Raw genomic sequence first — 12,969 nt, 5'->3', positions numbered from 1 at the left:
GATCGGGGCGATCTCCCGTTGCGGCGCGGAGCGCAGTGCTGTTCACTCGCGCCGCGACCCGACCCGTGTCGGAACTCGCCAGTTCTACGCCGGGGGGCGAGACATGTCCGGATCGAAGTTCTTGAAGCTTCTTGTCGGCCTGCTGGCCGCGCTCGGGGCCATTGCGGGCTCGCCGGCATCGGCCTGGAATGCGCGGGGGCACATGATCGTCGCGGCGATCGCCTGGGAGCGGATGACTCCCGGGGCGCGGGCGGCCGCGTCGCGACTGCTCGCCCTCAACCCGCAGCACGGCGGATGGGCGGTCGGCATACCGGCCGGGGAGCGTGACCGCATAGCGTTCATGGAGGCTGCGACCTGGGCCGACGACATCAGGGGAATGGCATGCACGGGGCGGCCTGAGTGCTACAGGGACGAGGGCTACACGCCCGCCGACGCGGGTCAGGACCTCAACATAGGCTTCGCCGACAGGCGCGTGCGGCCCTACTGGCACTTCAAGAACCTGGCGTTCACGACCGACGGCACGCCGATGAGGACGCCGTTCGCGCCGAATGCGGAGACGCAGATCATCGCGTTCTCTCAGTCGCTGTCGAACGCGACGCTGGGGGACGAAGCGAAGTCGTACAACCTCACCTGGCTCCTTCACCTCGTGGGAGACGTCCATCAGCCGCTCCACGCGACGGCCCGCTTCAGCCAGGGCAACCCGAACGGCGACAGCGGCGGCAACCGGCAGATCGTGTGCAGGCCGCCGCCTGCGAAGTGCGACACCGAGCGCCGTCCTGACAAGCTGCACGGGCTTTGGGACCAGGCGCTCGGCACGGGTCCGAGCCCGACGGCGGCGCGGGCGAAGGCCCTGAAGCTGGTCCAGCAGGCCGATCAGCCCGGCAGCTTTCTGGCGACGGTGGTGGAGCGCACTGATCTGGACGCCGACGTGCCGCAGTGGATGATGGAGAGCCTGGAGCTGGCGAAGAAGTATGCCTACGCGCCGCCGATCGGAGACGGCAGGGGGCCGTTCTTCCCGACCCCCGCCTATAGGGCGGCGGCGGGTTCCATCGCCGAGCAGCAGGTGGTGATTGCCGGGGAGAGGCTGGCGCGGATGCTGAACGCCGCATTCCCCTGATTGGCGCCTGTTCCAAGCCAGTAACGGCCAGTCAGCAAGTGCGCCCTGCGGCCGAGAGCCAGATTTCCGCGGGGTCAGGCAGCCAGCGAAGCTCGCGTGCGAGATCGCGGACCCTCTGATCGATTACCGCGTCCGGTGCCGGAAGCCCAGGTGCGTGTACGGCGCGTCCATCTCTCAGGAGCCTGACCAGTGTGAGGGCACATGCGGGCGTGGTGACCCAGGCGCACAGCGTGTCGGCATGCCTCCAGCGGAAGTAGCCGAGCGCCTGGACCAGCTCGCTGGCCCGATCGTCCTCCGCGCAGAAGTCGGTCGCTCTCGCGCAGGTCAGGAGGTCCCATCCCAGATCAGGTCCCGCCCACGTGGCTGCGCCATCGGGCCGGACGAGTTGACCGCGTTGTGGCGCGGCTGGGCGGATTGCCGCCGGAAGCCTGGAGACCTCGAGGGCCGCGCTGCGGCACGCGATGCCGATGTTCCCGCAGGCCGCCTCCACGTAGAGGGCGGCCGTGAAGAACCCGGCGTCCCGAACGGGACCGTGGAGGGCTGTGGCATGGTCCCGGAGGATCGCGAGCCGCTCCAGCATCAGCTCGTCATGCGAGGTCTTCACAGCGGGCGTGACCTGGCACTCAGGAAGGTGGCCGGACTGCGCCCGCGCCCGGACCAAGACTCCGCTTGCAGCTCCAGCGGGAGGGCGCATACTCCGCCGCGGTGGCGAATCCCTTCTTCGTGGCTGTCGGCGAGCGCGTGAAGGCGATCCGTCTCGAATCCGGCCTCTCGCGAGAGGAGGCGGCGGGGCGGATGCAGCTGAACCCCTTCTTCCTGGCCCGGGTGGAGAGGGGCGAGCAGAACCTCTCGCTCATGACGATCGGTCGCATCGCGCTGGGGCTCGAATGCCCCGTCACAAGGCTGTTCGATGGCATCGAGCCTGACTCCTCGCTGCTCGAGCCGCGGCCTCGCAAGAACCACCGGGAGCCGCGGTTGCGCCAGACCTAGTCCCATGGCGCGGCTCACGCCGCGCCGACCGGGTGTCGAAGCCGATCTGAGCCCGCCGGCCGCCCCGGAACGCGGATTTCGGTCCGGCAGGAGTTCGGGCCCGCCGTGAACTCGACAGTTCCCCCGAGGCTGCGCACCATCTCCTCGGCCAGGGGCCGGCCGAGGCCTGTACCGGACCTGCCTGGGCGTCGCGGTCCCACCGGACGCTCCTCCACGACTAGGACGATGGCTTCGCCTGTGCCTGACCCCATGATGTCCACGCGCGCGCCGAGGGCGCCGGTTCCGTGCCTGGCCGTATTCCCGAGGAGCTCGGCGACGATGCAGGCGAGCCGGTGGGCCACCGGACCAGCAAGGATGAGCGGGCAGTCGTGAAGGTGCACGGATACCTTCGCCTGGTCGAGATGGGCGCGCACCATGCCCGAGCAGAGCCTCTCGAGCACGTCCGCAAGCCGCACGTCGCCGGTTCCTGAATGAGCGAGCAGGGCGTGCACGTCGGCGAACGCCTCCAGCCGGACGGCAGCCTGCCGCACCCTGTCGCGCCAGCTCCCCTCATCCGCATCGGCGGCGAGGCGGAGCGCGGACACCGCGGCTGCAAGCTCGATCGCCACCCTGTGGTTGCTCTCAGCCAGCCGGAGTGCATCCAGGCTCGCGCCGGGCCTTCCGCTTCTGAGACGTTCTCGCACATCGACCTGGACGCCGTTCATCATCGCCATTCCTCCCTACCAGACATGGGGGCGCGGTTTTGAACTTACAAGTTCAAGTCAAAGACCCATTCAGGGCGCGAGTGGGGGAAACTCACCGGCCCTATCGCAATCAGGGTGTTCGAGGCGGTCGAGAGCGACGCCAACTTCCACGTGGATGTCGTCTTCGACGAGGGGAAGGTCCGTGCGATGTTGAGCCGCGCAGCAGGCGGGTAGCGACACTTAGGATCCTGGCCGAGCTCTGGCGGGCCAGGGCTCCGCGTCGGGGCGTGGCCTGTCGCGCGTCAGCCTGAGTTCGAACCCCGCTGCAAGGAGCGCCTCGAGAGCCGATCTCGCGTAGACGTGGAAGCTGTCCATCGAACTCTGCGGTGTAAATGCACCGCTTGTCACGGACATCATGCCCTCGATCATCGCATTGAGGGCGGCAGCCTTTTCCTCCTGGTCCACCGGATGGGCGTTAGTGCCGCCGGTCGCCCTGCCGCAAGCATGTTCTCGAACCACACCGTACGGTTCATCACCGCCCTGCAGGCCGCAACCGACGCGACGGTCGCCATGGCCTTGACGATGGTGCCGCTCGGGCACCGCCATGCGCGGCTTACGCGCCTCCAACATCGTGCTTTGGGGAACGAAACTGAGTGGAGGAGGGCGCGATGCTCGGGACCGGCTGGAACGCGCGACCGTGCAGGGCCGGCAGCCTCGGGAAAAGGCGGGCTGGCGCATGGCGCATCGCCGCTGCCCGGCCCGGACATCGGCAAGCAGCTATTGGAGCGACGAATGGCACGTGCAGTCCTCATCGGTGTGGTTGCGGTGGCCGCAGTCGTTCCCCTCTTCGCGCAGATGGCCGCACCCGAGGCGCCTCTCCCGGGAGTTCCCGACTCGAGCCGCGTCACCGCGGGAACCTACCGGGTGGATCCCTATCACACGCAGGTGGTCTGGACGGTCAACCACATGGGGTTCACCCCGCTCTCGGGAGATCTGGCGGCGAGCGGCGGATCGCTTGAGCTGGATCCAGCGCGCCCTGAGACAGCCAGGGTGAGCGTCACGTTCGGTATGGCCACCATGACCACGCTCGTACCGAGCTTCACCACTCATCTCCTGAGCGCCGACCTGTTCGACGTCGCCAGGCATCCCACGGCCCAGTTCACTTCCACCAGAGTGTCGGTCGAGGGCGGTCAGGCGAAGATAGTGGGTGACCTTACGATCCGGGGCGTGACGAGGCCGGTCACCCTCGAGGCGAGGCTCTTCGGCGCGGGCTTCCATCCCAGGAATGGCAAGCTGAACGTGGGCTTCAGCGCGACTGCGCGGATCCGGCGGAGCGACTTCGGGATCAACTATGCGCCCACCGTGGGCGATGAGGTCGATCTCCGCATCCATGCCGCCTTCGAGAAGGTCGAGTGAAGTCTACACCCCCAGCCAAGAGGCGGACACCGGCTAGCAGTTCCGGCGCGACTGCGGTCACCCGGTCGCCTGCGGGTGAGAGATATACGACGGTCGCCATCATCCTCCACTGGACGATCGCCTTTCTCCTGATCTTCGAGCTTTCGCTCGGCCTCAACATGGAGCGAGCGAGCGGTCCGGCGAAGTTCGCCGTGTTCCAGCTCCACAAGTCGGTCGGCATCACGATTCTGCTGCTGATGCTGCTCCGAATCGCGTGGAAGCTTCGTCGTCGGCCGCTTCCGCTGAAGGCGGACGGCTGGGAGCGGGCGCTCGCAACGGCGGTGCACCTGGCCTTCTACCTGCTCCTGCTGGCGATGCCTCTGTCCGGCTGGCTGGTGGTGTCCGCGAGCCGCGTCGCAGTCCCCACTCTGCTCTACGGCACGGTGCCTCTCCCCCACGTGCCCGTCGTCATATCGTTAGCGGCGGAGACCCGGGAAGGCTGGTACCGGGGCTCAGCCTCCGTGCACTCCTACCTCTCCTATGGGCTCTACGTGCTGATCGGCCTGCATGTCGCGGGAGCGCTCAAGCACCACTTCCTCGACAGGGATGGTAGCTTCGCCCGGATGGCTCCAGGGATCAGGCCGGGCTCCCTGCTGGACCCGCGCCTCCTGCTGATCGGCGCCGCAGCCAGCTCGGCCGCTGTCTTCGGGTTCGGCTGGGCCCGAGGCCGCAATGTGCATCGGCCCGTCCAGTCGGTCGAGGCCACGCCACCTCGTCCCGCGACGCCAGTCCAGCAGGCGAGGCAAGAGACCTACGAGCAGGCTGCCGCTGCCGCGCCAGATGCCCCGGTGGCGGCGGAGGACGTGCCTTCCTGGACCATCGAGGACGGCTCAAGCCTGAGCTTCAGCACCAGCTGGGCGGGTGAACCGATCGAAGGAGGCTTCCGCCGCTTCCGCGGCAGCATCGAGTTCAGTCCGGACCAGCTGGATCGCTCCTCGGTGGCGATCACGGTGGACATTGGCACCGTCTACACCGGCGACTCCAGCCGTGACGAGACGCTGAAGGGCGGCGAGTGGTTTGCAGTGGGCACTGACCGCAATGCCGTCTTTCGCGCGGAGCGCTTCAGGAGTGTCGGGCGGGGCCGCTACGTGGCTGAAGGCACGCTCCGGATGAAGGGCGCGACGGCTCCCCTGTCCATGCCGTTCACGCTCCAGATTAACGGGAACCGCGCCTTGGTGGAGGGGAGCGCCGTAGTGGACCGGCTCGCATACCGCATTGGCGAGGGCGAGTACGCCTCCACGGCGGAGATCCCCGCTGACGTGACGGTCAGGATACGGGTTGAAGCCCGCCGGCGCTGATTGCCGGCCGCGGGTGGCCGTCGCGCGAAACGACCTGCACGGGTGGTGCGTGCGGCGCACCATCCCTGACGCCTTAGGCACCTCCTGCCGCCTGGCCACACCGGCCAATCAGGCACGGGAGGCAACATGCTGGCACGTAGGGATATTCTCGGCTTGATGGGTAGCGCCGCGGCGCTGTCTCTCTCCGCGGCAAGTCGGGCGATGGACGTTCTCCCCGCCAACGGTTCCGACCGGGCGCGGCTGCTCTATGCCTCGATCATGCAGCGCGTGCTCGAGGCTTCGCCGGAGCTCGCGACGGAGCTCGGACGGGACCGGGAGGCTGCCAGTCACCTCAGGTCGCGCCTGACGGATGTCTCGGCGGAACGCCTGCGGCAGTTCCGGCCGCTCGTTGACGCCCTGCCTGCGCTGCGGGCGCTCCGGCATACGGAGATGCCGCGCCGCGAGAAGGTCTGGCTGGAGACGTTCATCTGGCAGGCCGAACGGGCGCTGGACGTCGATCGGCTCGCCATCGGAGCGATCTCCGGCGGTTATCCGGTCCCGTTCCCGGTGACACAGCTCACCGGATCCTATCTGGACACTCCGCGACTGCTCACGGGAGCGCACGCGGTGGAGTCGAGTTGGGACGCGGAGGCGTTTGTGGAGCGGCTCCGCGGATTCGCCCGCAACCTGCGCCTTGAGAGCGGCCAGGTGCGCCGCGATGCCGGGCGAGGACTCCTGCCGCCTCCGGTCATCGTGGACAAGACGCTCACCCAGCTGCGCGCGCAGAGGCCCGCCACGGCGGAGGAAAGCGAACTGCTTCGGCACCTCCTGGCCGGTGTGCGGAAGGCCGGGATCAGTGATCGCTGGGAGCGGGTCGCCCGCCTCGTGATCGAACGGGAGGTTCTGCCCGCTCTGGACGGACAGATGCGGCTGCTGAAGGATCTGTCAGGGCGGAGGGGCTCGCCTCGCCTATCGGACGTCAGCGGTGGCGCGGACTTCTTCGAGGCGTGTCTCAGATGGCACACCGGGACGGGTCTGTCCGCCCGCGAGATCCACGAGACCGGCCTCCGGGAGACTGCCGTCCTTCAGGCCGAGCTCGACCAGCTGCTGCGTGGGCAGGGTCTCCGCGATGGCACCGTCGGGACAAGGCTGGCTCGCCTTGGGCAGATGCCGCAGCACCTCTACCCCGACACCGCGGACGGCAGGGCGCTGCTTCTGTCCGACGTCAGGAGCCAGGTCGAACGCGTTCGATCGTTGCTGCCGCGCTTCTTCGCGGAGGTGCCGCGGACGGATGTGCGGATAGACCGTGTACCGCCTGAGGTTGAGGTCGGCGCGCCGCGGGCCTATGCAGTTCCGCCCGGCCCTGGGGGCCGCCCGGGGGGCTACTTCATCAACCTGGCCGATATCCGTGTCTGGCCGAGATGGGCGCTCCCCACGCTGACGCACCACGAGAGCATCCCTGGGCACCTGTTCCGCATGGCGGTGGGCGCCTCCACGCCCGAGCTGCCTGAGCTCCACCAGATCGTCTACACGGGAGCGTTCGGTGAGGGCTGGGGCGTCTACGCCGAACAGCTCGCGTCTGAGATGGGCATCTACGAGGGGGATCCGCTCGGCCGGATCGGCTTCCTGCAGTCACTGCTTCACAGGACTGCCCGGCTTGCCGCGGAGACCGGTCTGCACAGTCTCGGCTGGAGCCGTGAGGCCGCAGTACGTCATCTGGTCGAGATCGTCGGCATCACGGAGGGGCTGGCCGAGAACGAGGTGGACCGCTACATCGTCTGGCCTGGGCAGGGTGCCACCTATCGCATCGGCCACATGCAGTTCGCCAGGTTGCGTGAAGGAGCCCGCACCACCCTAGGGGCTAGGTTCGACATCCGTGCCTTCCACCAGGCCATACTGTCGGATGGGGACATGCCGCTCGACCTCCTCGAGAAGGTCGTCGACGCGTGGGTGGCGTCCTCCTGAGCGCCCTGCCGTGAGGCTCGATCACGGTGGCACCGGCTGCCGACCCGCTAGCGCAGCAGCGGCCGATCCATGATGCGGAAGCTGCTGGGAAACGGCCCCACAAGGTTGGCCTTGGCGCTGCTGGCCGCCGGGGCAGTGGCCTACCTGGTCCTCGGCGGGGCAGGACTGTTCCTCCTGGGCATTGGCGCGATGCTCAGCCTTGCCTGGCGATACGACAACCATACGGGCAGCCTGTTCCTGGCGGCGGTGCTTCTCACGATCGTCATCGTGATGCTCGTTCTTCTGATCGCCCTGCTTGCACTCATGCGTGCATAGGGGAGCACGTCTGGAGCTGGCCTCCGGGCAGCAGTAGGAGAGGCCATGCAACGGACGACGCTCGGAGTGCTGCTCCGCCACCTGCTCGACCTGCTCGACGGTGACGTCGAGGTCACCTACCGAGCCGCCGGACTGGACTACCGTCCCAGGTTCACCCCGGTGGTCCGCCACCTGGCGGAGGTTGGCAGCGGTTCGATCCGGACAATCGCCGAGGCGGCCGGCATCACCCACTCGGCCGCGAGCCAGACGGTGGCGGAGATGACGAGGAAGGGGCTGGTGGTGGCGGAACCCGGAGCCGATGGCAGGGAGCGGATCATCGCACTCAGCGCCGTAGGCGTTGAGCTGGTTCCGGCTCTCCGGACGATCTGGTCGGCGACGAATGCGGCAGCTGAGGAGCTGGACCGTGAGGTCGGCGGACTGCATGAGGTGCTCGGCGCCGCCATCGAAGCTCTCTCCCGGCGCCCCTACCGCGATCGGATCGCGGCGCGGCTTCCATCGGCGGGACACGCCGTGCGTGAGTCTGTGATCGTCCGGCCGGCCGACTGACCAGCTGATCGTCTGCGTCATTCTCGTTGCCCGCAAAAATGAAAGCGCTTATGCATCTGGTATGAGCCGCGCTGCTGCTTCCTGCATCCCGATCATCTCCCTGGCAGGAGCGCGCGCCGGCGACATGGGATCTGCGGCCGGCATGATCGGGAACGCATTCGCGGAGACAGGCTTCTGCTATCTTGCCGATCACGGAGTGTCTGATCAGCTGATCGAGGAGGTGGTGGAGCAGTCCCGTCGCTTCTTCCGGCTTCCGCTGGACGTGAAGGAGCGGTGCGCCCCACGCGAGCTGGTCCGCGGCTACAATCGCATGGGCCGGACCGTCATGCGGGGCGCCCGTCATCCCGATCTGAAGGAATACTTCCAGATCGGCCTGGAGCTGCCTCCCGACGATCCGGCTCGTCTTGCCGGGCAGCCGATGCGGGGAGCGAACCAGTGGCCTGAGTCGCCGCCTGGCCTGAGGATAGCGCTCGAGCGCTACTTCGACGAGGTCTCCTCCTGCGCCGAGGTGCTGCTGCAGCTCGTCGCGCTGTCCCTGGGCGCTGGCCAGGACTTCTTTCGGCCGAGATACGGGAAGCGGCTGCAGCGGACGCAGGTCATCTACTATCCGCACGATCCCTCTTCCGGCGACGACGAGCTCTTCGGCGTGGCGCCGCACACCGACTACGGATGCGTGACCCTGCTGTGGCAGGACGATGCGGGCGGTCTGGAGGTGCGGACCCGGGGAGGGGAGTGGATCGGGGCTCCTCCGGTCGGGGGAACGCTCCTCGTGAACATCGGCGACCTACTGCAGCGCTGGTCCAACGACCGCTTCGCCTCCAATCTGCACCGAGTGCGCAACCGGTCGGGGCGGGAGCGGCTGTCGATCGCCACCTTCTACGACCCCGACTATTCGGCGCTCGTCGATCCGCGTGAGCTCGGTCTTCCCAAGGGTCAGCCTTCGGCCTACCCTCCCGTCCTCGCGGGGGACTACATCATCGGCCGGATCTCGGCGTCCCTCGATGAGCGATCAGGAGATCCTGGCCAGCCCGACCTGCCCGGTCCCGGTAACGGCCGGCGTGGATGAGGCGGCGCTGGCGAGCTACGCCGGCGCTCTCGCCCTTCAGGTGTGCGTGCCTGGTCCCGCCACCATGGCCGTCGTCAGCATCGGTTCCTCTCGTGGCTTCCTCCCTGCCGCTGGCTTCAGCCTCGGCGTAGCCGCCGGCGACACGTTCCTGGCCATGGCGACGCTCCAGGGCCTGTCGGCTGCGGCGACCGTCCACACGGATGCGCTGCTCGCACTCCGCTGGCTCGGTGCGGCCTACCTGACCTACCTGGGGGTGCAGGCGTTCCGCGACCGCGCGCACCCGAGCGGGGGCACGGCCCTGCGAGGAGCGGCGGTCGCGAGGTCGGGGCTGCTGATTGGGATCGCCAACCCGAAGGCCATGCTCCTGCATGCGAGTCTGATTCCGCTGTTTCTGGAGAGCCACGGGCCCGGAATGCATGCCACTCTGCTCCTGCTGGCGCTCGTCCTGCTCGTGAACCTCGTCGTTACGGTGGGCTACAGCGGGCTGAGCGCGGCCTTTGGGGCGGCAGCCTGCGGAGGAGGCGGGTTGGTCCTTCGCCGCGTCTCCGGTTTGGTGATGCTGGCGGCGGCCCTGCTTGTCCTGCTGTCCTAGACAGGAGGGCATGTCCGGAATGCGGCGGGCCGGAATGGCTTGGGAGCAGCCTTCCGCGCGAGCGCGAGCGCCTCTTCGAGGGCGCGGTCGGCCGGAACCTCGACGTCCGGCTTGACGCCCTTACCCTGCCAGTCGGTGCAGGTGATCGGGTTTATGGAGCGTCGCTCGGGCAGCGACAGGAAGAACTGGTTGCTGATGGGCCGGTACTCGAACGGGTGCGCTCCACCGCCGCTGGTCTCCCCGACCACGGTGACGCGACCGAGCGCCTGAAGGTCGTAGGCGAAGGCTTCAGCGGCCGAGAACGTCTTCCGGGACGTCAGCACGTAGACCGGCTTGCTGGAGCTGAAGTGCCTTCCCGGCACCCAGGCCGGACTCGTGAACCGAAGCATCTTCCTCGTCGGCCTTTCGTACTCGGCGCTCATCTCGATCGGGCCGTCGAGCAGGTAGGCCGACAGGAACAGGACCATCTCGCTCATGCCGCCCCCGTTGTTGCGCAGGTCGACGATGAGGGCGTCGGACTGGGCGAGCATCGTCATGGCCCCTGTCGCCAGGTCTGCGGCCATCCGGAGAGGGGCGAAGACAGTCAGGTCGAGATATCCGACGTTGCCATCGAGGCGCCGCACTGCCTCGAAGCCATGGTTCACCCCGCGACCGTACCATTTCTCGAGTTCGGCGGCCACGAAGTCGGCGCCGGCACTGTCAGTGCTTGCCTCCGGCTCTTCCCGGTAGTCGACGCTGAAGTGCCCATCCTTCGAGAGGACCATCAGGTGGTCAGTGAACGCTTGGGCGAAGGCTTCCGTGTCTGTCGCGCTTCTGAAGATGTCCCGGGCCGCTGCGGCCCGCAGCTGCTTCGCGAACTCCTGCCCCCGGTCTGCATACACGTAACGGTCTTCGATCAACTGCGCAGCTCCGGTGATGATGGCGCGCCTTTCAGCCGCATCGATCGGTCGGGCGGGAGCGGAGCCTGCGGAGATCGCCGCCAGCACGACGACGGGCCAGCTCGGAAACTTCATTATGAACCCTTCGATGGAAGATGTAACAGTTCTGTTATATCAAGCTGGGAGGCGTTCCCACCGGCTGGGAGGTGCTAACGGCGTTCCCGATGGTGCCTTGGGAGCACCACAGGCTCCGATCCGGTGCCCTTGCCGGGTACGCATGGTCTGTCGATGTCGCAATTGCTGGGGATTACCGCTCCGCGTGTCTTGCTCGGCCCCTGAACGAAATATGCAAACCTGCCCGTTCTCAGCTCCCGGAAGGCCGGTGCGCGGACCGGATGATGTGCCGGTGCGGGCGAGGGTCCCGAGGCCGCCTCGCCTGGTCGGCCTGGTGCCGATCGTCCACTCAGCCGTTCGGGCGACGGAGCAGGTTCCAGAGCGCGAGCGCGAGCAGGAGAACTCCCCAGTGTGCCGTGCTGTTCGCTAGGTAGAACAGGGCGGACAGGCCCTCTGCCGAGATCCCTGTCTCCCAGTCGGACCAGCGCGTGTAGAAGCTGCGAGGCCAGCCGTGCTGCACCCTCGTGCCCGTCCCCGACGCTCCAGATAGCTTTATCGGGTAGGTGGCTGCGCTCGTGAACGCGGCCACGGGCGCCGCCGCGCACATGCGTCCAAGCGATGCGGCCCAGCTCCGGCGGCTCCACTCCGAGCTCGCGAAGGCCGCCGCGCCGACCGCGCCGAGTGCCAGGCAGAGGTGAACCGGGAGCATGTCTCCTCCTTCACTATTCCGAGGCGCAAACGGCCCGCCGCCTGGCGAGATGTGCCGGACCGGTCTTGATTTGTCTATACAAATGGTGTCACCTCACGCTGAGAATCAGGGAGAAGGAAGATGAAGGCGACCCTTTGCGCAACGATGCTCGCCACCATGGGGATCGGAGCCGACGCGTCGGCTCCCGGCGAGGCTGGCACAGTGTCGTGGCGGCTGGCCGAGGGTCCTGAGCGGTCGAGCGTGCAGCTGACGCTTGCCTACAGGTCCGGGACCGGGGGCGAGAGCCGCATCTCACGGCCGGCCCGCCTCCAGGAGCTGGTCGGGCTTGCGCCTGCCCAGTTCCACGGGAGCACGTCGGCGGTCCGCTTCACGAAGGCGGCGGAGGCGGGGCGGCTCGATTGCTCGGGGGAGGCAGGCTCGGGACGTGGCACGGGCCGGTGCACCTTCTCTGCCGATCCTGCCTTCCGGTCGGAGTGGGTCCGCCAAGGCTTGGGCGAGCTCTCCGAGGGCGAGCAGCTCCGCGTGATGCTCCACGGCGTGGACCGTCCGCTCCTCGCCGAGCTCGTGCGTCTCGGCTACCGGGTGGGGCCATCGCAGGTCCTCGGCCTGGGGGTGCACGGCGTCACTGCGCAGTATCTGCGCGGCCTCGCCTCCGCCGGCTTCACGGCGAGGAGTGTGGATGAGTTGGCCGAACTCCGGCTCCATGGCGTCGACGGCACGTACCTTCGCGAGCTCTATGCAGTGCGCCCGTACTTCCGGTCGATGTCGGCGGATGACCTGATCTCCCTGCGGCTCCACGGGATATCTGCCTCTCGGGCTCTGGCTCTGGTCCAACGTGCCGGCGGAGAGCCCTCGGCGAAGCAGCTCGTCGACATGGACCTGGGCTTCTCGATCCCCGCGCCGCCGGCTCCTCCGGTGCCGGCCCGACCTGATCGCGTCGAGACAGCGGGCGGCTGACGTGGCGTCACCGGCTCTAGCCGGGCACGGCCAGCGCCAAGGCTGGCGAGAACCTGAGCCACGCAATGGGTGCTGAGGTGGACTTTGGGGTGCCGCAGCCCATTGCGGCCAGGCGCCAGCACGCCGCTCGGCGAACGCTGCGGCTCGTCCCTGCTGCACCTCTGAATGCCCACGATGCGCCAGAAGCCGCAGACGATGCCGACGTCACGACGGCCGCGCGGAAGGCTCTCCGTCTGCTCGGCCAGCGGTCGCGAGTTTTCGGTGAAGACCTCGCGAACGAGGTGGTCTGGCGAATGCTCCTCGAG

The 12,969-nt window shown here is 67.9% G+C and carries 14 protein-coding genes; 10 read left to right on the top strand and 4 right to left on the bottom strand.

What is annotated here, in order from left to right; translation table 11 throughout:
- Window positions 1–103: 103 nt before the first annotated feature.
- Window positions 104–1,117 (top strand): S1/P1 nuclease, encoded by a 1,014-nt coding sequence (locus VGT77_RS04590; RefSeq protein WP_327460020.1) that lies wholly within the window; start codon window positions 104–106, stop codon window positions 1,115–1,117.
- A gap of 31 nt (window positions 1,118–1,148) precedes the next feature.
- On the opposite strand, the gene VGT77_RS04585 is transcribed toward VGT77_RS04590, so the two are convergent.
- Window positions 1,149–1,721: a hypothetical protein gene (locus VGT77_RS04585; RefSeq protein WP_327460018.1), complete on the bottom strand. Its 573-nt coding sequence runs from the start codon at window positions 1,719–1,721 to the stop codon at window positions 1,149–1,151.
- A 101-nt stretch (window positions 1,722–1,822) separates the two neighbouring features.
- Here VGT77_RS04585 and VGT77_RS04580 point away from each other — a divergent pair, with 101 nt between their 5' ends.
- Entirely contained in the window at window positions 1,823–2,107 is a 285-nt protein-coding gene (locus VGT77_RS04580; RefSeq protein WP_327460016.1) for a helix-turn-helix transcriptional regulator, read from the top strand.
- Between the two features lie 14 nt (window positions 2,108–2,121).
- On the opposite strand, the gene VGT77_RS04575 is transcribed toward VGT77_RS04580, so the two are convergent.
- The gene (locus VGT77_RS04575) at window positions 2,122–2,814 is read right to left on the bottom strand and encodes a histidine kinase dimerization/phosphoacceptor domain -containing protein (RefSeq protein WP_327460014.1); all 693 of its coding nucleotides are present in this window, start codon (window positions 2,812–2,814) and stop codon (window positions 2,122–2,124) included.
- A gap of 768 nt (window positions 2,815–3,582) precedes the next feature.
- On the opposite strand from VGT77_RS04575, the gene VGT77_RS04570 reads away from it, so the two are divergent.
- The 7 genes from VGT77_RS04570 (at window position 3,583) to VGT77_RS04540 (ending at window position 10,006) form a co-directional block, all read left to right on the top strand.
- Window positions 3,583–4,206: a YceI family protein gene (locus VGT77_RS04570; RefSeq protein WP_327460012.1), complete on the top strand. Its 624-nt coding sequence runs from the start codon at window positions 3,583–3,585 to the stop codon at window positions 4,204–4,206.
- Window positions 4,203–5,543, top strand: a complete 1,341-nt coding sequence (locus VGT77_RS04565; RefSeq protein ID WP_327460010.1) for a cytochrome b/b6 domain-containing protein — start codon at window positions 4,203–4,205, stop codon at window positions 5,541–5,543. The genes VGT77_RS04570 and VGT77_RS04565 overlap by 4 nt, the downstream gene beginning before the upstream one ends.
- Window positions 5,544–5,669: 126 nt before the next feature.
- Window positions 5,670–7,487 (top strand): DUF885 domain-containing protein, encoded by a 1,818-nt coding sequence (locus VGT77_RS04560; protein ID WP_327460008.1) that lies wholly within the window; start codon window positions 5,670–5,672, stop codon window positions 7,485–7,487.
- A 111-nt stretch (window positions 7,488–7,598) separates the two neighbouring features.
- Window positions 7,599–7,802, top strand: coding sequence for a hypothetical protein (locus tag VGT77_RS04555; RefSeq protein ID WP_327460006.1), 204 nt, complete (start codon window positions 7,599–7,601; stop codon window positions 7,800–7,802).
- Between the two features lie 45 nt (window positions 7,803–7,847).
- Window positions 7,848–8,348, top strand: a complete 501-nt coding sequence (locus VGT77_RS04550) for a MarR family winged helix-turn-helix transcriptional regulator (protein ID WP_327460004.1) — start codon at window positions 7,848–7,850, stop codon at window positions 8,346–8,348.
- 61 nt (window positions 8,349–8,409) lie between these two features.
- Window positions 8,410–9,414 (top strand): isopenicillin N synthase family dioxygenase, encoded by a 1,005-nt coding sequence (locus VGT77_RS04545; RefSeq protein WP_327460002.1) that lies wholly within the window; start codon window positions 8,410–8,412, stop codon window positions 9,412–9,414.
- Entirely contained in the window at window positions 9,350–10,006 is a 657-nt protein-coding gene (locus VGT77_RS04540) for a LysE family translocator (RefSeq protein WP_327460001.1), read from the top strand. Before VGT77_RS04545 ends, VGT77_RS04540 begins: the two co-directional genes overlap by 65 nt.
- Here the strand turns inward: VGT77_RS04540 and VGT77_RS04535 are convergent.
- Window positions 10,003–11,019, bottom strand: coding sequence for a S41 family peptidase (locus VGT77_RS04535; RefSeq protein ID WP_327460000.1), 1,017 nt, complete (start codon window positions 11,017–11,019; stop codon window positions 10,003–10,005). The genes VGT77_RS04540 and VGT77_RS04535 overlap by 4 nt on opposite strands.
- Before the next feature lie 328 nt (window positions 11,020–11,347).
- Window positions 11,348–11,707, bottom strand: coding sequence for a hypothetical protein (locus VGT77_RS04530; RefSeq protein ID WP_327459999.1), 360 nt, complete (start codon window positions 11,705–11,707; stop codon window positions 11,348–11,350).
- A 120-nt stretch (window positions 11,708–11,827) separates the two neighbouring features.
- On the opposite strand from VGT77_RS04530, the gene VGT77_RS04525 reads away from it, so the two are divergent.
- On the top strand, window positions 11,828–12,664 hold the full coding sequence (locus tag VGT77_RS04525; RefSeq protein WP_327459997.1) for a hypothetical protein: 837 nt from the start codon (window positions 11,828–11,830) through the stop codon (window positions 12,662–12,664).
- Window positions 12,665–12,969 lie beyond the last annotated feature (305 nt).

Origin of the sequence: Sphingomonas sp., assembly GCF_035944535.1 — a bacterium.
Classification (GTDB): Bacteria; Pseudomonadota; Alphaproteobacteria; order Sphingomonadales; family Sphingomonadaceae; genus Sphingomonas_B.
The sequence above is the reverse complement of the archived record's forward strand: the minus strand, read 5'-3'. Positions and strand labels throughout refer to the sequence as shown.

What these genes read in the sequence shown, in the direction of transcription:
- VGT77_RS04590 (WP_327460020.1), top strand. Translation starts at nt 104, where the DNA reads ATGTCCGGATCGAAGTTCTTGAAGCTTCTTGTCGGCCTGCTGGCCGCG.
- VGT77_RS04575 (WP_327460014.1), bottom strand. Translation starts at nt 2,814, where the DNA reads ATGATGAACGGCGTCCAGGTCGATGTGCGAGAACGTCTCAGAAGCGGA.
- VGT77_RS04570 (WP_327460012.1), top strand. Translation starts at nt 3,583, where the DNA reads ATGGCACGTGCAGTCCTCATCGGTGTGGTTGCGGTGGCCGCAGTCGTT.
- VGT77_RS04560 (WP_327460008.1), top strand. Translation starts at nt 5,670, where the DNA reads ATGCTGGCACGTAGGGATATTCTCGGCTTGATGGGTAGCGCCGCGGCG.
- VGT77_RS04550 (WP_327460004.1), top strand. Translation starts at nt 7,848, where the DNA reads ATGCAACGGACGACGCTCGGAGTGCTGCTCCGCCACCTGCTCGACCTG.
- VGT77_RS04545 (WP_327460002.1), top strand. Translation starts at nt 8,410, where the DNA reads ATGAGCCGCGCTGCTGCTTCCTGCATCCCGATCATCTCCCTGGCAGGA.
- VGT77_RS04540 (WP_327460001.1), top strand. Translation starts at nt 9,350, where the DNA reads ATGAGCGATCAGGAGATCCTGGCCAGCCCGACCTGCCCGGTCCCGGTA.
- VGT77_RS04535 (WP_327460000.1), bottom strand. Translation starts at nt 11,019, where the DNA reads ATGAAGTTTCCGAGCTGGCCCGTCGTCGTGCTGGCGGCGATCTCCGCA.
- VGT77_RS04530 (WP_327459999.1), bottom strand. Translation starts at nt 11,707, where the DNA reads ATGCTCCCGGTTCACCTCTGCCTGGCACTCGGCGCGGTCGGCGCGGCG.
- VGT77_RS04525 (WP_327459997.1), top strand. Translation starts at nt 11,828, where the DNA reads ATGAAGGCGACCCTTTGCGCAACGATGCTCGCCACCATGGGGATCGGA.